Annotated in this window: 13 protein-coding genes; 9 read left to right on the top strand and 4 right to left on the bottom strand. The window is 65.6% G+C overall.

What is annotated here, in order from left to right:
• Positions 1-13: 13 nt before the first annotated feature.
• Positions 14-1,759, bottom strand: a complete 1,746-nt coding sequence (locus AB1Z25_RS10695) for a methyl-accepting chemotaxis protein (protein ID WP_486637225.1) — start codon at positions 1,757-1,759, stop codon at positions 14-16.
• A 46-nt stretch (positions 1,760-1,805) separates the two neighbouring features.
• Positions 1,806-3,497 carry a methyl-accepting chemotaxis protein gene (locus AB1Z25_RS10690; protein ID WP_486637224.1) on the bottom strand — a complete coding sequence of 564 codons (1,692 nt, stop codon included), beginning with the start codon at positions 3,495-3,497 and terminating at the stop codon, positions 1,806-1,808.
• Between the two features lie 157 nt (positions 3,498-3,654).
• Between AB1Z25_RS10690 and AB1Z25_RS10685 the strand changes: the two genes are divergently transcribed.
• The 8 genes from AB1Z25_RS10685 (at position 3,655) to AB1Z25_RS10650 (ending at position 13,933) form a co-directional block, all read left to right on the top strand.
• Positions 3,655-3,954, top strand: coding sequence for an STAS domain-containing protein (locus AB1Z25_RS10685; protein ID WP_486637223.1), 300 nt, complete (start codon positions 3,655-3,657; stop codon positions 3,952-3,954).
• Entirely contained in the window at positions 3,941-6,040 is a 2,100-nt protein-coding gene (locus AB1Z25_RS10680) for a chemotaxis protein CheA (protein ID WP_486637222.1), read from the top strand. The genes AB1Z25_RS10685 and AB1Z25_RS10680 overlap by 14 nt, the downstream gene beginning before the upstream one ends.
• A gap of 27 nt (positions 6,041-6,067) precedes the next feature.
• Entirely contained in the window at positions 6,068-7,732 is a 1,665-nt protein-coding gene (locus tag AB1Z25_RS10675; RefSeq protein WP_486637221.1) for a methyl-accepting chemotaxis protein, read from the top strand.
• 13 nt (positions 7,733-7,745) lie between these two features.
• Complete coding sequence (locus AB1Z25_RS10670; protein ID WP_235088588.1) at positions 7,746-8,288, top strand: chemotaxis protein CheW; 543 nt, start codon at positions 7,746-7,748, stop codon at positions 8,286-8,288.
• Positions 8,288-9,154, top strand: a complete 867-nt coding sequence (locus AB1Z25_RS10665) for a CheR family methyltransferase (protein ID WP_486637220.1) — start codon at positions 8,288-8,290, stop codon at positions 9,152-9,154. The genes AB1Z25_RS10670 and AB1Z25_RS10665 overlap by 1 nt, the downstream gene beginning before the upstream one ends.
• Positions 9,144-10,214 carry a protein-glutamate methylesterase/protein-glutamine glutaminase gene (locus AB1Z25_RS10660; RefSeq protein ID WP_486637219.1) on the top strand — a complete coding sequence of 357 codons (1,071 nt, stop codon included), beginning with the start codon at positions 9,144-9,146 and terminating at the stop codon, positions 10,212-10,214. Before AB1Z25_RS10665 ends, AB1Z25_RS10660 begins: the two co-directional genes overlap by 11 nt.
• Positions 10,215-10,675: 461 nt before the next feature.
• On the top strand, positions 10,676-12,313 hold the full coding sequence (locus AB1Z25_RS10655) for a methyl-accepting chemotaxis protein (RefSeq protein WP_486637218.1): 1,638 nt from the start codon (positions 10,676-10,678) through the stop codon (positions 12,311-12,313).
• Positions 12,314-12,574: 261 nt separating this feature from the next.
• Positions 12,575-13,933: a glycosyltransferase gene (locus tag AB1Z25_RS10650; protein ID WP_486637217.1), complete on the top strand. Its 1,359-nt coding sequence runs from the start codon at positions 12,575-12,577 to the stop codon at positions 13,931-13,933.
• Between the two features lie 256 nt (positions 13,934-14,189).
• Here the strand turns inward: AB1Z25_RS10650 and AB1Z25_RS10645 are convergent, their stop codons facing one another.
• On the bottom strand, positions 14,190-14,750 hold the full coding sequence (locus AB1Z25_RS10645) for a C40 family peptidase (RefSeq protein WP_486637216.1): 561 nt from the start codon (positions 14,748-14,750) through the stop codon (positions 14,190-14,192).
• Positions 14,751-14,917: 167 nt separating this feature from the next.
• Between AB1Z25_RS10645 and AB1Z25_RS10640 the strand changes: the two genes are divergently transcribed.
• On the top strand, positions 14,918-16,153 hold the full coding sequence (locus AB1Z25_RS10640; protein ID WP_486637215.1) for a PrpF domain-containing protein: 1,236 nt from the start codon (positions 14,918-14,920) through the stop codon (positions 16,151-16,153).
• Here AB1Z25_RS10640 and AB1Z25_RS10635 read toward each other — a convergent pair.
• On the bottom strand, positions 16,150-18,078 hold the full coding sequence (locus tag AB1Z25_RS10635) for an ATP-binding cassette domain-containing protein (RefSeq protein ID WP_486637214.1): 1,929 nt from the start codon (positions 18,076-18,078) through the stop codon (positions 16,150-16,152). The genes AB1Z25_RS10640 and AB1Z25_RS10635 overlap by 4 nt on opposite strands.
• Between the last annotated feature and the right edge of the window lie 95 nt (positions 18,079-18,173).

The following is an 18,173-nucleotide window of genomic DNA, read 5'->3' as shown; positions in this document are numbered from 1 at the left end:
ATCACGGACCGGTTTAGAGGTGGAAGCGCTCCACCACGTTCTTCAGCTTGCTGGCGTGGCCGTTCAGCTCGCTCAGGGTGGCGCTGGCGCCTTGCGCCACCTCGGAGGTGCTGCGGGTCATGCCGTTGATGTGCTCGGTGGTGTGGGCGATATTGCCGACGGCGGTGGATTGCTCGCGGGTGGCGTGGGTGATCTGGGTGAAGGTGTCCACCACTTGCCGCATCAGGCCGCCGATGTTTTCAATCTCGCTGGCCGCGCCCTGGGCCAGGCCCACGCTTTGATCCACGGTGGAGCGGGCCTGCTGCATGCTGGCCACGGTGCCGGCGGTTTGCTGGCGCATGCCCTGGGTCATCTGGGTGATTTCGGTGGTGGCCTGGGCGGTGCGCTCGGCCAGCTTGCGCACTTCGTCCGCCACCACGGCGAAGCCGCGGCCCATTTCGCCGGCGCGCGCGGCTTCGATGGCGGCGTTGAGCGCCAAGAGGTTGGTCTGGTCGGCGATGTCCTTGATCACGTTGACGATGGAGCTGATTTCCTCGGAGCGGGTGCCCAGCGAGTTCAGCGTGTCGCTGAGGGTGGACATGGCCTGGGACAGTTTGCCCACCTCGGCCGAAACCTGATGCATGGCGTGGCGGCCGCGCTCCGCGCTGCTGTTGGCCTGAGAGATAATGGCGTTGGCGTCGGCGGTGGTGTCGGCCACATGGGTGACGCTGACGGTGATCTGCTCAATGGTGGCGGCGCTGGAGCTGATGGCCTGGTTGACCTGGTCCGCGTCCTCGCTGATGCGGCTGGTGGTCTGATGCAGCGAGCCGACGGCGCTGACCAGCTGGCCGGCGTTATTGTTGACTTCGCCTATCAAGCGGCGCAGCCGCTGGTTCATCACGCCGATCTGGCCCAGCGCGCTGGCTTCCGGCGCCTTGGGCACGTCCACGGCCAGGTTGCCGGAGGCGATTTCCTGCAACACGCCTTCGATGTCGGTGACCGATCCGCCCAGCTGGGTATGGATTTGGCGGCGGCCCAGCAGGATCAGCAGCAGGATTTCGCCCACCAGCAGCACGATGGCGGTGAGGAATTGCAGCTGGGCGCTGGACAGCCTGTCCTTGGCCTGGGCCAGCGCGGCGTTGGTGCGCTGGTCCAGCAGCACGAAGAAGTCGTCGATAGGCTTCATGATCTGGGCTTTGAACTGGTGGTATTCCTTGCTGTGCACCAGTTTGCGCGCCAGTTCCATGTCCGGCTGGCCGCTGACGCTGTACTGACCCTGGGCGTCGGCGAACTTGCCCTTGACCGCGTTCATCGCCCGCACTTCCAGCTTGACCAGGCCGTCGGAGTTGGCTTGCGCTTCCTTGAGCTTGGCGAACTCGCCATCGGTGAAGCCGGCTTGCTGCATCAGGGTTTGCAGCGGCACGGTTTCGCTGTCCGGCCGGGGTTTTTCCTGGCCGGCGGCGACGAAGTCCCAATAGATGCGGTTGTATTCCTTCGGACGCGGCGCCTTGCCGTTGCGGATGTCCAGCACGCGGTTGTATTGCTGTTCATAGCCGGGGTCGCCGGTGACGACGTAGGTGCGGCCCAGCCGGGTCAGATCGTCCGAGCTTTGCCGCAACTCCGAGGCCAGCAGGTAGGAGTGATAGCGGCTTTCGCTGGCGGCGCTCATCACGTCCACCGCCTGGCGCATGGAAATGAAGGTGTAGATCACGCCGATAAAGGTGAGCGCGATAAGAATCAGCAGGCCGGTGATGGCCTGGTTGGCGCGAAAATTTTTCATATGGAGAGGTCCTCACAGTGCAGCTGAACGATGTTGTGGTGGCCGGTCAATGTCGGGGTCCATGGCCCGCGGTGACGCGGCCGGCGGCGCTGGTTTCTCCTGGGGGAGCGGGGGCGGCGGCGTGGAAGCGCTGCATCTGAGCATGCACTTGGTCCGCATGGCCGCGGCTGTCCGCCGAGATGGCGGCGAGTTCTTCCACCAGGCTGGCGTTTTGCTGGGTGGCGGCGCTCAGTCTCTGAATGGTGGCGTTGATTTGTCCCACGCCTTGCGCCTGCTCGTTGGCGGCCACGGCGATTTGCTGGATCAGGCTGGCGGTCTTGCCGCTGGAGGAGACGATGGCGGCCAGTTGCGCGCCGGCCTGGCCGGCGAGCTGAACGCCGCTGGCGGCCATGCCGCTGATCTCCCTGGCGGCCAGCTGGCTGCGTTCCGCCAGTTTGCGCACTTCCTGGGCCACGATGGAGAAGCCGTTGCCCTGGGCGCCGGCGCGGGCGGCTTCAATGGCGGCGTTGAGCGCCAGCAGATTGGTTTGATAGGCGATGTCGTCTATCACCGAGATGTGCTCGGCGATGCACTGCATGCTGCGCACGGTGTGTTCGACGATTTCGCCGCCCTGGCGCGCGTCGTCCGCCGCCTGGACGGCCATGGTTTCGGTGAGCTTGGCGTTGTCGCTGCTCTGGTTGATGGCGGAGGAGATCTGCTCCAGCGAGCAGGCGGCCTCGGACAGGCTGGCCGCCTGGCCGTTGGTGTTGAGGGACAGTTGCTGGGAGCTGTGGTTGATCTGGGCCGACATCATGGACAGATGGCCGGCGCCGCGCTGGGAATCCGCTATCGCGCGGCTGAGCGTGGTCACGGTCTGGAGCATGGCTTCCGCCAGGCTGTCCCTGGGGTAGCCGCCGGGCGGGGCCGCGGCGGCCAGATCGCCGGCCGCCACCGCCCGCATCAGCCGGGTGACGCGCAAGGGCTCGTCGCCCAGCATGGCGAACAGGCGCCGGTAAATGGTCCAGAACATCAGCAAGCCCAGCGCGCAGCAGCCCAGCATCAGGCCGATGACGATGGCCAGCCATAGCTCGGCCTGGGCGCGGGACTGGACGACGGCCTGGTTGGTGCGTTCTTCCATCAACTGATAAAACGCGTCCACCGGCTGCATGATGGCGGCCTTGTCCAGGTGGTATTGGCGGTCGTGCAGAATGCGCCGGGCCAGTTCCGGGTCCGGCGGGCCTTGGCGGCTGAAGCCGCCCTGGCTGTCGGCGAAGCGTCCCTTCATTGCGTTCATCGCCACGGTTTCGGTATTGACCAGCCGGTCCGAGTTGGCCTGGGCCAGCCCGAGCTTGTCGAATTCCTGCTGAGTGAAGCCAGCCTGCCGCATCAGCTGTTGCAGCGGCACGGCGGGGCCGTCCGGCTGCGGCTTGTTGTCGCTAGCCGCCATGAAGTCCCAGTAGATGCGGTTGTAGTGCTGCGGGCGCGGCTGCTGGCCGTTGCGTATCGCCAGCACCGCCCAGTATTGCCGCTCGTAGCGCGGGTCCGCGGTTTCCGCGTAGGTGCGGACCAGGCGGGTGAGGTCGTCCGAGCTTTGCCGCAGCTCGTTGGCCAGCAGATAGCTTTGATTGCGCTGGGATTCGGCCTGGGCTTGCAGATCCAGCTCGTGCCGCAGGCGCAGGGTGCACAGCAGGAGCAGCAGCAAGAGCAGGGCGAAGACGCCGGCGCCGGCCGTCAGCAGGGATTTGATGCTCAGTTTCATAGGCCTCCCGCCATGCTGCTGTTGCCGTATCCGCGCCGTCGCGCGTTGGCTTGCTTACTGTTTTTTATAAAACAATCTGTTTCTTGACTACTTTTAGTGTGGACACTTAAGTAAAAACAGCGAGTTAACCGCCGCTTGGCTTTGGTCTGGGGGCCTAATGAGATTGCACGTCGAAACCGGCGAAGGTTGGGCCAGGGCCAGTCTGAGCGGGGAATTGAGCGTTTACACGGCGGAGCAGCTGAAAAGCGAGCTCCTGCCCTTGCTGGCGCACGAGGCGGTGTCGCTGAGCTTCGCCGAGGTGACGGAGGTGGACGGCTGCGCCTTGCAGTTGCTGCTGGCCTTTGGCCGGCAGCTGCGGCGGCTGGAGCTGCTGGCGGACAACCCTTTGGTCAGCGAGGCCTTCCAGTTGCTGGGCGTGAAGCTGACGGCGCCGGGAGGCGAGGATGGACTGGAGTAAGGCCAGGGCGATTTTCCTGGAGGAGTCCCGCGAGCTGTGCGACGCGCTGGAAGGCGCGCTGCTGGACCCGGCCGCCTTTCCCGCCGACGCCGAGACCTTCAACCTGCTGCTGCGCACCGCGCACACCATCAAGGGCTCCGCCGGCACCTTCGGCTTCGACGCGCTGGTGGCCTTCGCCCATGCGATGGAAAGCGTGCTGGAACGGCTGCGCGGCGGCAAGATCGCGCTGGGCGACGATCTGGTCAGCCTGCTGCTGAGCTGCAACGATCATCTGCGGCGGATGCTGGAGGCGGTGGAGGCCTCCGCGCTGGACGCGGAGCCGGCCTGGCCGGACGGCGCGCCGCTGTTGCAGCGTTTGCAGCTGTTCCTGCTGGACGGGGCACCCTGCGCGGTGGCCGGGGAGGAGGCGCTGGACGCCGCCGTCACGCCGCTGTGGCAGTTGTCGCTGCGCTTTTATCCCGATTTGTTCCGCGACGGCTTCGATCCGCTGTCCTGCCTGCGCTTCCTCAGCCAATTGGGCGCGCTGCGCGAGGTGGAGCTGGTCTGGCCGCCGTTGCCGGCCTTCGCCGACTTGGAGCCGACGGATTGCTTCATCGGTCTGGAGCTGAGCCTGGAATCCGCGGCCAGCCTGGAGCAGGTGCGCGACGTGTTCGAGTTCGTCGCCGAAGACAGCATGCTGGGCATTCTGCCGCCGCGCGCGCCGCTGGCGGCCTTCCGCTCGCTGGCGGAGCGGCTGGGGGAATCGATAGAGCCGCAGCTGTCGCGCTGGCTGGCGCGCGGGGCCTTGACGGCGGCGGAGGCGGAACGGGTGCGGGAGGCGCGCTGGCTGGCGCGGCCGGAGAGCGGGCGGAGCGGGGAGGCCGGAACGGCGGCGGGCCGGCCGGCACGCGGCGACAGTCACTATATCCGGGTGGAGGCCGGCAAGCTGGACCGGCTGATCAACCGGGTGGGCGAGCTGGTGATCGCGTCCGCCGGCACCAAGCTGATTGCGCAGAGCCGCTGCGACGCGGAGCTGCTGGAGTCGGTGGCCATCATCAACACGCTGGTGGAAAGCATACGCGACGACGCGCTGACCTTGCGCATGGTGCCGGTGGACGAGGTGTTCTGCCGGTTTCCGCGCATGGTGCGCGAGGTGTCGCGGCAACTGGGCAAATCCATACAGCTGACGATTCAGGGCGCGGACACCGAGATCGACAAATCCATGGTGGAGCGCTTGACCGACCCGCTGATGCACCTGGTGCGCAACGCGGTGGACCACGGCCTGGAAACGGCGGCGGAACGGCGGGAGGCGGGCAAACCGGAAACCGGCAAGGTGGTGCTCAACGCCTTTCACGACGCCGGCTCGGTGGTGGTGGAAATCAAGGACGACGGCCGCGGCATAGACCGCGACAAGGTGTTGGCCAAGGCGCTGGAGCGCGGTTTGCTGAGCGAGGGCCGCCAGTTGAGCGAGCAGGAAACCCTGCAGCTGATCTTCCTGCCCGGCTTTTCCACCGCGCACGCGCTGAGCGATCTGTCCGGCCGCGGCATGGGCCTGGACGTGGTGAAACGCAATATCGAACTCTTGCGCGGCGAGATCGAAATCTTTTCCCAGCCGGGCCAGGGGACCACCTTCCGGCTGCGGCTGCCGCTGACGCTGGCCATCATCGACGGCTTCCGGGTGGAGGTGAACGATTCCTCGCTGGTGATGCCGCTGGACATGATGATCGAGTGCGTGGACATGCCGGAGGAGACGATGCGGCAGAACGCGCGCCAGATCAATGTGCGCGGCGATTGGCTGCCCTTCGTGTCCTTGCGGGAGCTGTTCAATCTGCCGCCGGCCGCGCAGCCGGAGTACGTGGTGATTGTGCATTACGGGGAAAACCGCGCCGGCGTGGTGGTGGACCGGCTGATGGGCGAGGTGCAGGCGGTGATCAAGCCGCTGGGCGAGATTTTCCGCTCGCTGCGCGGCATCAGCGGCTCCACCATTCTGGGCAACGGCAAGCCGGCGCTGGTGCTGGACATTCCGCAATTGATCCACCACGCCTGCCGCCGCGAGCGGCGGCGGATTCGCCAGTCCAGCGAGACGCAGGCGAGCGACGTTATTTAGCGCGCCGACGCGCGCCGGGAGGTAGTCATGCAGTGGTTTCACAATGCGCAGGTCAAGACCAAGCTGGGTCTGTCGTTTGGCGTGGTGCTGGCTTTCCTGCTGGCGCTGGGCTTTGTCAGCTACTCCGCCACCGAGCGCATCACCGGCGTGATGGTGAATCTGTTCGACAACCAGCTGACGCCAATCAAGGATATCGGCAGCGCGGCGCGCAACGCGATGGCCAGCAACCGCTCCCTGTACCGCTATATCGCCGAGACCGACACCAAGGCCATGGATACGGTGGACCTGGAGATGGTCGGCTTCGAGAAGAGCATGAACGCCAGCATAGACGCCTACCGCAAGACGGATCTGACGCCGCCCGAGGTGGACGCGCTGCGCCGCTTCGACGCCGCCTGGGCCATCTACCAGCCCTACGCCACCGAGGTGAAACGGCTGTCCTATACCGACCGCGGCGACGGGGAGAACAACAAGCTGGCGCTGAAGCTAATGGCGGAAAAGGGCTGGCCGGCCTTCCAGGCGGTGGACGGGGTGCTGACCGAGCTGATCAATCTGAACGCCAAGCTGGCCGACAACTCCCTGGTGGAAACCAAGGCGATCAGCACGGACGCCTTGCGGGTGCTGGTGGCCATCGCGGTGGCGGCGGTGCTGCTGAGCATCGCGCTGGGCGTGATGGTGACGCGCAGCCTGCTCAAGCAATTGGGCGGCGATCCGTCCTACACCGTGCAGGTGGTGAGCCGGGTGGCGGCCGGGGATTTGTCGGTGCCGGTGAAGCTGCATCCGGACGATACTTCCAGCCTGCTGTATTCGATCAAATCCATGGCGCACCGGCTGTCCGAGACCCTGTCCGAGGTCAGCGCGATGTCGGAGGCGATAGGTTCGGCGTCCGAGGAGGTGTCGTCCACCGCCAACTCCCTGGCGCAGACGTCGTCCGAGTTGTCGTCCAGCATCGAGCAGACCAGCGCCTCGGTGGAGGAGATGGCCGCCACGGTGACGCAGAACGCCGACAATGCGCGGGTGACCGAGGGCATTGCGTCCAAATCCGCGTCCAGCGCCACCCAGGGCGGCAGCGCGGTCAGCGATATGGTGCACGCGATGAAGGAGATCGCGTCGCGGATCACGGTGATCAACGATATCGCCAACAAGACGGATCTGCTGGCCATCAACGCGGCGATCGAGGCGGCGCGCGCCGGCGAGCACGGCAAGGGCTTCGCCACGGTGGCGGTGGAGGTGAGGAAGCTGGCGGAGCGCTCCCAGGTGGCGGCCAAGGAGATAGGCGATCTGGCCAGCCGCTCGGTGAGCGTGGCGGAGAAGGCCGGCACCTTGCTGCAGGAGATGTTGCCCGGCATAGACCAGACCGCCGGCCTGGTGCAGGAGATTTCCGCTGCCTCGCGCGAGCAGCGCACCGGCATTGATCAGATCAACAGCGCGGTGACGCAGATCAGCAGCGGCATGCAGTCTTCGGCCACGTCGGCCGAGGAGTTGAGCTCCACCTCCGAGGAGCTGAGTTCCGCGGCGATGCAGCTGCAGGAACTGATGCAGCAGTTCAAGCTGCGCAATACCCGCGGGGGCCGCAAGTCACGGCTGGTGCACATCGGCCATTTGCACGGCGGCAAGGCCGCGCCGCCGCCGCCGATGGACGACGATGACGATCTGGACCTGAATGTGGACGAGGACAAGTTCTCAAAGTACTGAGAGGAAGGCTGCGATGAGAAACAGCGAACAGCCGGCCGGCCAGGACGGCGGCGACCAGAAATTCCATTGCGTCACGTTCATCCTGGGCGAGGATTTGTTCGGCATTCAGATCAACTTCATCCGGGAGATCATCGAGTTCGACGGCATCACCGAGGTGCCGATGATGCCCAACTTCGTGCGCGGCATCATCAATCTGCGCGGCGCGGTGGTGCCGGTGATCGATCTGTCGGTGCGCTTCGGCCGCGGCCAGACCGCTTTGAAGGCGTCCACCTGCGTGGCCATCCTGTCCTTGCCGGGCCTGGAGGGCGGCTACGCCGACATCGGCATCCTGCTGGATTCGGTATGCGAGGTGCTGGAGATCCCGCAAAGCGAGATCGATCCCTCGCCCAGCTTCGGCTCCAATATCCGCAGCGACTTCATCCAGGGCATCGCCACCATCAATCAACGCTTCGCCATCCTGCTGAATGTGCGCCAGGCGCTGTCGGTGTCCGAGCTCAGCGCGATGGCGGAGGCGGTGACCCAGCAGTTTCTGAGCGACGACATCGAGGCGCTGTAATGCTCGCCCTGGAAGAGACGCTGGCCGCCGCGCCCTTGTTGACGGATGGGGAGTTTTTCCAGCTGCGCCGCTTCATCTACCAGACCGCCGGCATCGCCATGCCGATGAGCAAGCGTTCGCTGATCCAGTCGCGCCTGGCCAAGCGCATCCGCTATTTGCGGCTGAACAGCTACGCGGCTTACTGGCGTCTGATCTCGGACCCGGCCAATGTGGCGGAGCGGCAGTACGCGATCAATCTGCTGTCCACCAATGAAACCTATTTTTTCCGCGAGCCGGAACACTTCGCCTGGCTGCGGCAAGAGGCGGCGCGGCTGCAGGGCAAGGGCGAATTCAGGGTGTGGTCGGCGGCCTGCTCCACCGGCGAGGAGCCGTACACGGTGGCGATGATTCTGGCGGAGGCGCTGGGCCTGCTGGGCCAGTGGCGGGTGTACGCCACCGACATCAATACCCGGGTCACGCATCTGGCCCGGCGAGGGGTGTACTCGGTGGAGCGCGCGCGCAGGACGCCGCCCGAACTGTGGCGGCGTTATTTCCTGCGCGGCCGCGACGAATACGCCGGCATGGTCAAGGTGGCGCCGGAGCTGGCGAAGAAGGTGAGTTTCGCCAATCTGAACCTGCTGCACGCGACGGACTTCAACCATAGCCATTTCGATGTGATTTTCCTGCGCAATGTGCTGATTTATTTCGACGAGGCCACCAAGCTGCGGGTCTTGCTGTCGCTGTGCGACAAGCTGCGGCAGGGCGGGCATTTGATCATCGGGCATTCGGAATCCATCCGGCACCTGGCGCTGCCCTTGGCGCAGGAGGCGCCGTCGCGCTACCGGCTGGATGCCCACTTGGCGGGCGGAAGAATCGATGAGCATTAGCGTTCTGATTGTTGACGACTCCGCGGTGGCGCGGGAGATGCTGGGCCAGATGCTGGCCACCGCGCCGGACATCAAGCTGCTGGGCGCGTCGCCGGACCCCATTTACGCGATGAACCGGATGAAGATCCGCTGGCCGGACGTGATCATCCTGGATCTGGCCATGCCGCGGATGGACGGCCTGACCTTTCTGCGCCAGGTGATGGCGGAGCGGCCCACGCCGGTGATCATCTGCTCGGCCCTGACCACCGAGGGCGCGCTGGTGTCGCTGGAGGCGATGAGCGCCGGCGCGGTGTCGGTGCTGCTCAAGCCATTGGCCAATGCGAGGACGAATTTCGCCGTGAACGCCAAGCGGCTGGTGGAGGAGGTGCGCGCGGCGGCGGGGGTGAGGGCGGAGGCCTTGAAGCAGACGGCGCCGGCCGGTTATCCCGCGCCGAAGCTGACCGCCGACGCCATTCTGGACGCGCCGTCGGAGCGCCGGCGGCCGGCACAGGGCGCGGAGCGCGTCATCGCGCTGGGCGCGTCCACCGGCGGCACCCAGGCGCTGGAGTTCCTGTTGCAAAGCCTGCCGCCGCATTGCCCGGGCATGGTGGTGGTGCAGCATATGCCTGAGGGCTTTACGACCATTTTCGCCGGCCGGCTCAACCAACTGGCCCAGGTGGAGGTAAGGGAGGCGAAGAACGGCGACGTGCTCAGCGCCGGCACGGTGCTGATTGCGCCGGGAGGCCAGCACCTGCTCTTGCACCGCCGGCAGAAGCAGTTCGTCGCGGAGGTCAAGGGCGGGCCGCCGGTGTCGCGGCACCGGCCGTCGGTGGACGTGTTGTTCCGCTCGGTGGCGGTGAGCGCCGGGGCCAACGCGGTGGGCGTGATCCTCACCGGCATGGGGGACGACGGCGCGCGCGGCATGCGCGAGATGCACGACGCCGGCGCGCGCACGCTGGCCCAGGACGAGGCGTCCTGCGTGGTGTTCGGCATGCCGCAGGCGGCCATCGCCCGCGGCGGGGTGGACGAGGTGATGTCTCTGGAGCGCCTGGCGCGGCTGTTGCAGGGCCTGCGCGCCTGAGAGTCTGTCCATGGTCCGCCGCGCGGCGGCGGACGCGGCCCTCAAGATAGATACAGATGCGATAGGTGTTTTTACGTAAATACCGATGCTTGCCGGCGTCTATTTGTAAAAAATCTTTTAAAAACAAAGCCGGCGCAGGTCGCTTCACCTCGAGAAAAAGCGATTATGCACTTGCTATGTGCAAACTACCAAAGCCAGTCGCATTGATTCGCGTTTAATTGGCGTTATCATCACTTTCCATATTCAGCGCTCGCCGCCGCACTGGGCCGCTTGTCCCGGCGCGCCGCCGCCTGTCTATCTTTCCCCGCCCGCTCCGCACCACTTCGCGGCGCCGTCATCGTCTCTTGTCGATTACTGCCTGATCCACTGCCTGGACCTGCGGCGCCGGTCCGGCGCGCTCCGGATGCGCCGCCGGCGGCGGGGAGCCGTTTTTGGAATGAATGTCGAAGGAATGCATCCGTATGAGTGTCTTGAACAAGGACTGGGGCTTGCGGGCCAAACTATCCGCCGCTTTTACTCTGGTGAGCCTGCTGATCGTGGCGGTTTATTCGATCTACGCTTATCGCAGCACGGTCGACTCCGAAATGAAGGGCGTGGATCAGACCCTGCTGACCGCCGCCTACGCGGCGCGCCAGATGGTGGGCGAGAACTTCCACGATCAATTGCCGGACAGCAACCCCAATAGCCAGGTCACCACCAAGCAGCTGACCGATTTTGCGCGCGACAGCGGTCTGGCCTACGCCTATTCCACCATTCAGCGCGGCGGCCGCGTGCTGTACACCAGTTCTTCCGCCAGCCCCGACGAGGTGAAGTCCGGCCAGTACCAACAGTGGTTCCTGGCGGAATACAAGGATGTGCCGGCCGGCCTGGCCGCGGCCTTGCGCAGCGGCTCCACCCAGTTTGAGGAATACCAGGGCGAGTTCGGCCTGTTCCGCTCGGTGTTCGTGCCCTTCACCTCGGCCAGCGGCATGCGCTACGTGGTGGGGGTGGACACGTCCTTGCAAAAAGTGGAGGCCTTGCGCACCCAGGTGCTGTGGCAAAGCGGCGCGGTGGGCCTGGGCCTGCTGCTGATGTCCCAGCTGGCGGCCCTGTTGCTGGCCAGCCGCATGGTGCAGCCGGTGAACGAGTTGAACGTGGCCCTGCAGCAACTGGCCGGCGGCGACTGGAACCTGGTGCGCAGCATGCCGGTGCGCAGCCGCGACGAAGTGGGCCGCATCGCGTCTTCCTTCAACACCTTCATGGCGGCCCTGCGTGAGCGCTTGCTGGAGATCCGCGGCGAATCCGACGCGGTGCAGAGCGAATCCCAGCACATCGATCAGCTGGTGGGCGGCGTGGCCGCGCGTTCCGGCCAGCAGGCCGAGGACGTGCGCGGCAGCGCGGCGGCGGTGGAGGAGCTGGCGGTGAGCATCGCCCATGTCTCGGAAATCGCCGAGGACGCGGCCACGCTGATGTCTTCGTTCGAAGGCCAGACCCAGACCACGGTGCAATACATCCAGAACGCGGTGGAAGGCATGCGGACGGTGCAGCAGGAAGTGACCCAGCTGGCCGGCAAGCTGGATCAGCTGGATTCGCGCACCAATGAGATCAATATGATTGTGGCGGTGATCAAGGACATCGCCGATCAGACCAATCTGCTGGCCTTGAACGCGGCGATCGAGGCGGCGCGCGCCGGCGAGCAGGGCCGCGGTTTCGCGGTGGTGGCGGACGAGGTGCGCAAGCTGTCCGAACGCACCGCCAACGCCACGGTGGAGATCGGCTCGATGATCGCTTCGGTGCAGCAGGATTCCGCCTCCGCCATCTCCGGCATGCGCGCGGCGGTGGACCGCGTGGACGCCAGCGTCAATCACGCCGGCGAGGCGCAGGACACCTTGCAGGGCTTCTCGGTGCAGATCCAGGGCGTGTCGCGCGGCATGGGCGATATCTCGGCGGCGGTGCGCGAGCAGGCCAACGCTTCGCAGCACCTGGCCGGCAGCGTGGAGTCGGTCAGCAGCTCGGCTGAGGAAAACCGGCTGGCGGCGGAAGAGGCTCAGCAGGGCGTGGTCAATCTGTTGGAGCGCGGGGTGTCCTTGCGCGGCGTGGTGCAGCAGTTCACGCTCTAAGAACCTGTTCAATGTCTGCTGCGCTTCGGCGATACGGCGTTGAAAACACCTTCGAAATGCTCATGTACCGTATGTACATTCCGCTTTCTCTGCTGTTTTCGCCTTGTCTCGCTCTTGCTCGCGAGACTTTGAACAGGCTCTAAGCCATGGCGCGGCGCAGGGTCGCCATGCGCACGCAACCGCCCTCGGGCGGTTTTCTTTTTGCCATATAAATGACATTGGCGTAAAGTGGCTTGTCATCCTAAAGGAAGGAGGCGGGTCATGGAGCGGGAGCTGTCGTTGTCGCATGCCGGCGCGGACCCGGCGCGCGGTCCTTTGATCATCGTGGCGTCCAGCGGCACCGGCGGGGACATGCAGCCCTTCGTCGCGCTGGCGCGCGGCTTGAGCGAGCGCGGCCACCGGGTGCGGATGCTGGCGCCGGCCTTGCAGGAGGAAGCGGCGCGGGCGGCCGGCCTGCCGTACTGGCTGTTCGGCAGCGTCGAGCGGGAACAGGCGGCGTTGGACAACCCCGATCTATGGCATGAGCGCAAGAGCTGGGGCGTGCTCTGGGATAGCCTGGCGCCGGATCTGGACGCCTTGCGGGAGCGGGTGAGGGATCTGCCGGCGGATGAGGACTGCGTGGTCTTGTGCCACCCCGTCCTGGTGCCGATGGCGGCGCTGGCGCGAGCGGCGCGGCCGGATTTGCGCATTGTGACGGCCTATCTCGCGCCGTCCAATCTGTGCAGCCGCCACGACCTGCTCACCCTGGGCTCCTTGCGGATTCCCGGCTGGCTGCCGCCGGCCGGAGCCGGCCTGCTGTGGTGGGCGCTGCATCGCTGGTTCAACGCCCAGACCTTGCCCAGTCTGAACGCGGCGCGCGCACAGCGCGGCCTGCCGGCGGAGCCGCATTTTTTCGAGCATATGCTGAGAGCCCCCAACGCCTCGATAGGCCTGTTTCCCCGCTGGTTCGCCGCCTTGCAGCCGGATTGGCCGCGGCCGTTCTTCGAAGGGGATTTCCTGCTGCCCGCCGCGCAGCGGGGCGCGGGGCTGTCCGCCGAACTGGAGGCCTTTCTGGCCGCCGGCGATGCGCCTGTCGTGTTTACGCCGGGCACCGGCCATCGGCACGCCGCGGCCTTCTTTGACGCCGCGCTGCGGGCCTTGCGGCGGCTGGGCCGGCGCGGGATTTTCGTCACGCCGCACGCGGCGCAGTTGCCGCCGGCTTTGCCGACCGATGTACTGTGGCAGGCGCACGCGCCTTTCGCCGCGCTGTTGCCGCGGGTGGCGGCGCTGACGCATCACGGCGGCGTCAGCACCATGGCGGACGCGATGCGCGCCGGGATCCCGCAATTGATCGTGCCTTACGCCTACGATCAGTTCGACAACGGCAAGCGCGCCAAGCGCCTGGGCGTGGCCGAGGTCTTGCACGCGCAGCGCGTGTCCGCGGGGAGAATGGAGCGTTTGTTGGCGCGCTTATTGGCCGAGCCGGGCCCGGGTCCGGCCTGCCGCGAGCTGGCCTTGCGCATGGCGGCCGGCGCGGAAGCGACGCGGGCGCTGTTGGACGGCGTGGAGGAGGCCTTGTTGGGGAAACCCGGACGCGCGGCGGAAAAATCCGGCGCCAGGCCGGCCTTGGCGGAGGGGTGACGAGGCTCTACAAGGCGAAACCCGCCGAGGAAGCGGAATGCACATGCGGTGCATGAGCGTTTCGAAGCGGGTTTGAGCGCCTTTGTCTAAAATCCCGCCGAAGCGCGGCAGACTTTTGTGGTTTTCAAAGTCTAGCGAGCTAGAGCGAGACAAGGCGAAAACTAGCGAAAAAGCGGAATGTACAAGTGGTACATGAGCATTTTGAGCTGGTTTTCAACGCCGTATCGCCGAAGCGCAGCAGACTTTGAACAGCTTCTTAGCTGAACAGCGTGCGCGCGCCCTCATAACGGGCGGCGAAATAGCTATTGTCCAGCCGCGCCACGCGGATGGAGCTGTTGGTGCGCGGCGCGTGCACGAACTTGCCGTCGCCGATGAAGATGCCCATGTGCGAGAACGGGCGGTTCATGGTGTTGAAGAACACCAGGTCGCCGACTCGCATCCGGCTGTCCGGGATGGGCCGCGCCACGCCGGCGATCTCGGCCGCGGTGCGCGGCAGCGTGACGCCGACGGCGTTCTGGTAGATGTAGCCGACCATGCCGCTGCAATCCAGGCCGGCCTCGGGGTTGGTGCCGCCGAACTTATAGTCCAGGCCCAGCAGGCCCAGCGTATAGATCAGGATTTCCCGGCTGGCGCCATCGGCCTTCAGTCCGGACAGGCTGAGGTCGCCGGAAGGGCGGGGCTTGCGGCCGCCGGCCACCTTGGAGGGCGTGGTGCCGCAGGCGGCCAGCAGGCCGGCCAGCGATAGCAGCGCGGCGCCGCGCAGCAGCGCGCGGCGGTCCAACGGCGAAGAGGGGAAAGACGGTGGGGTTTTGCTCATTGTTGCTTGGGCTCCAGGTTTCCATCCTTCAATATATTATTATTTGTCCGCGCCATTGCGTAGTTGAGAGAGGGCGCTGGTGGCGCGGGCCAGTATAACCAAACTGTTCTAGTCAGTCAGCCGGGCTTTATACTGGAGTCTGTCGCGTTCTAGCTGTCTTGGAGTCCATGATGAAGCCGCCGTTCCCCTCCTATCCGCTGAACCTTTGCCGTGCCTCGGGCGTGTGGCATTTTCCGGCGCACTTCATGCGCGGCGGCACTTCCACCGGCCTGGTGTTGCAGAAGGCCTTGGTGCCCGAAGCGCCGGCGCTGCGCGACGAGTTGCTGCGTCATTTAATGGGGGTGCCGCTGAGCGGGGACTTGCCGGGCAACAGGCAGTTAACGGGGCTGGGCCGCGGAGCGGCTACCAGCAATAAGGTATTCCTCGTCGATGTCGAGACGGTGAACGGGCGGCCGCGCTTGGTCAGCACGCTGGCGCAGCTCGCCGCGCACACCTCGGCGATTGACTGGCGCGTCAACTGCGGCAATTTGTCGTCCGCCTTGCCATTGTGGGCTCAGGATGTGGGCTTGCTGGAGCCCGACGCGGATGGCCAGTGCCGAATCGGTATTCGCAACACCAACACCGGCGTCATTAGCGACGCGCTAATGTTGCGGGAGGACGATGGGCGGCCGCGCGAGGTGGAGATCCCCGGTGTGGATGGCCGCTGGCCTGGGGTCAATCTTTATCTGAATCAGCCCGTGGGCGCTAAAACCGGGCTCCTATTACCCAGCGGCGCGGCGCGCGACATGATTGATGGAATAGAGGTCAGCTGTGTGGATGTTGCGGTGCCGATGGTGTTAATTCGTGCTGCGGACTTGGGCAAGACCGCGGCCGAGCCGCCGGCGGAGCTGCAAGCCGATGATGATTTCATGGCCGCCTTGCGCCGGCTGTGGGTGGCGGCGGCGCTGAATATGAAATTGCGCGACGCCGAAGGCCGTTTGTTGAGCGAGCACGAACTCGCTCTCAGTGAAACCCTGCCCAAAGTTGCCATTCTGGCGGAGGGTGACGGCGAGGCGCGGCTGCGCGTGCGCTATTTCACGCCGCAGCAGGCGCATGCCTCCTTGGCGGTGTCCGGCGCTTGTTGCATCGCATCGGCTTGCCTGCTGCCGGGCACGGTGGCGCATGAATTGGCCGGCATGGATTTGCCGGTGCGGGATGAGGATTTTCGCGTGGAAATCGCTCTGGCGAATCCCGCCGGTTTGTTGCGTGCGCAAGTGGAGGCCGGCATAGGCGCCGGGGGTGTAGACGTACGCCGGATCGGCTATCAGCGTAATGCCCAGATACTGATGCGAGGGCAGGTGCCGCTGTACCGCGCCTCCGCCGAGCTGACGGCGGCGCTGGCCGCTTGCAGCGGAGTAGCTTAACCGCGCTGTTGCTTTGACTCCAGTTCTTCCCAGCGCGCCAGCTTGTCCATCAGCAATTCGTCGATTTCCTCCACCCGGCGCTGCCAGGCGATGGCCTCCTTGGGCGTGTCTCGGTAGCAGTTGGGGTCCAGCAATTGCTGATTCAGGCTGGCTTGCTCGGTTTCCAGCGCGGCGATCTCGTCCGGCAGTGCGGCGAGCTCTCGCGTCTCATTGTAGGACAGTTTATTGCGCGCGGACTTGGGCTTGTCCTTGGGTTTCTCCTGCGGGGCCGAAGCGTCCCGCGGCTTCTCCGCCGGCTTCATCGCCGGCTTCATCGCCGCCATGCGCGCCTTGGTGTCGATCCAGTCCTGGTAGCCGCCCGGATACTCTTCCAGCCGGCCGTCGCCTTCGAAGGCGATCACCTGGGTGACCACGTTGTCCAGGAAGGCGCGGTCGTGGCTGACCAGGAACACGGTTCCCGAGTATTGAGCGATCACGTCTTCCAGAAGTTCCAGCGTGTCGATGTCCAGATCGTTGGTGGGCTCGTCCAGCACCAGCACATTGGCCGGCCGGGTGAACAGCCGGGCCAGCAGCAGGCGGTTGCGTTCGCCGCCGGACAGCGAGCGCACCGGGCTGCGCGCGCGCTGCGGCGAGAACAGGAAGTCTTCCAGATAGCTCATCACGTGCTTCTTCACGCCGCCGATTTCAACGAAGTCGTTGCCCTGGCTGATGATGTCGGCGACGCTGGTTTCCTCGTCTAGCTGTTCGCGGAACTGGTCGAAGTAGGCGATCTCCAGCTTGCTGCCTTGCTTGACGCTGCCGCTGTCCGCGTCCAGCTGGCCCAGAATCAGCTTGAGCAGCGTGGTCTTGCCGGCGCCGTTGGGGCCGATCAGGCCGATCTTGTCGCCGCGCAGGATGCGGGTGGTGAAGTCGCGGATCAGGGTCTTGCCCTCGAAGCCCTTGCCGACGTGTTCCAGCTCCGCCACCAGCTTGCCGGAGCGTTCGCCGGCGTCCAGCTGGAAGTTGACCTGGCCCACGCGCTCGCGCCGCGCCGAGCGCTCGCGGCGGATGGCCTCCAGCCGGCGCACCCGGCCTTCGTTGCGGGTGCGGCGCGCCTCGATGCCCTTGCGGATCCACACCTCTTCCTGGGCGTGGAATTTGTCGAAGATGCGGTTTTGCTCTTCCTCGACGGCCAGTTCTTCCGCCTTGCGCACATGGTAGCTGGAGAAGCTGCCCGGGTAGCTGCGCAGCAGGCCGCGGTCCAGTTCCACGATGCGGGTGGCCACATTGTCCAGGAAGCGGCGGTCGTGGGTGATCAAGAGCACGCTGCCGCCGTAGTTCTTGATCAGGGTTTCCAGCCATTCGATGGCGGAGACGTCCAGGTGGTTGGTGGGTTCGTCCAGCAGCAGCACGTCGGGTCTGGCGGCCAGCGCGCGCGCCAGCGCCACGCGTTTTTTCCAGCCGCCGGACAGCTCCTCGATCCGCGCGTCCGGATTCAGGCCCAGATGGGACAGGGTGGAGGAGATCAGCGCGTCGAACTGCCAGCCGCCGCGGGCCTCCAGCTCGTGCTGGATGTGCTCCATCCGCGCCAGCGCCTGCTCGTGGTCGGCGTCGGCCTGGGTCAGCTGATGGGTGACTTGGTGGTATTCGGTGAGTAGGCTTTTCAGTTCGCCCAGGCCTTCGGCCACGGCTTCGAACACCGTGTGTTCCGGCGCCAGTTCAGGCTCTTGCGGCACATAGGCCACTTTGACGTCGCCCTTGATGTTGACGCGGCCGTCGTCCAGCGCCACCGCGCCGGCCACGCTCTTGAGCAGCGAGGACTTGCCGGCGCCGTTGCGGCCGATCAGGCCGACCACTTCGCCCGGTTCCAGCGCGAAATCGACGTTATCCAGCAATGCGTGGTGACCAAAAGCCAGGCAGGCTTTTTCGACGGTAATCAGAGCCATGGTGCGTGTTGTTTTCTGTATGGAAAGTTGGGCGGATTGTAACATGGGCTTCACCTTTCCACGCTTAGCGCCGCGCGGTTTGTGCTGTTACAATG

The sequence above is a fragment of the Chromobacterium sp. HL1 genome, from assembly GCF_057418835.1.
The sequence above is the reverse complement of the archived record's forward strand: the minus strand, read 5'-3'. Positions and strand labels throughout refer to the sequence as shown.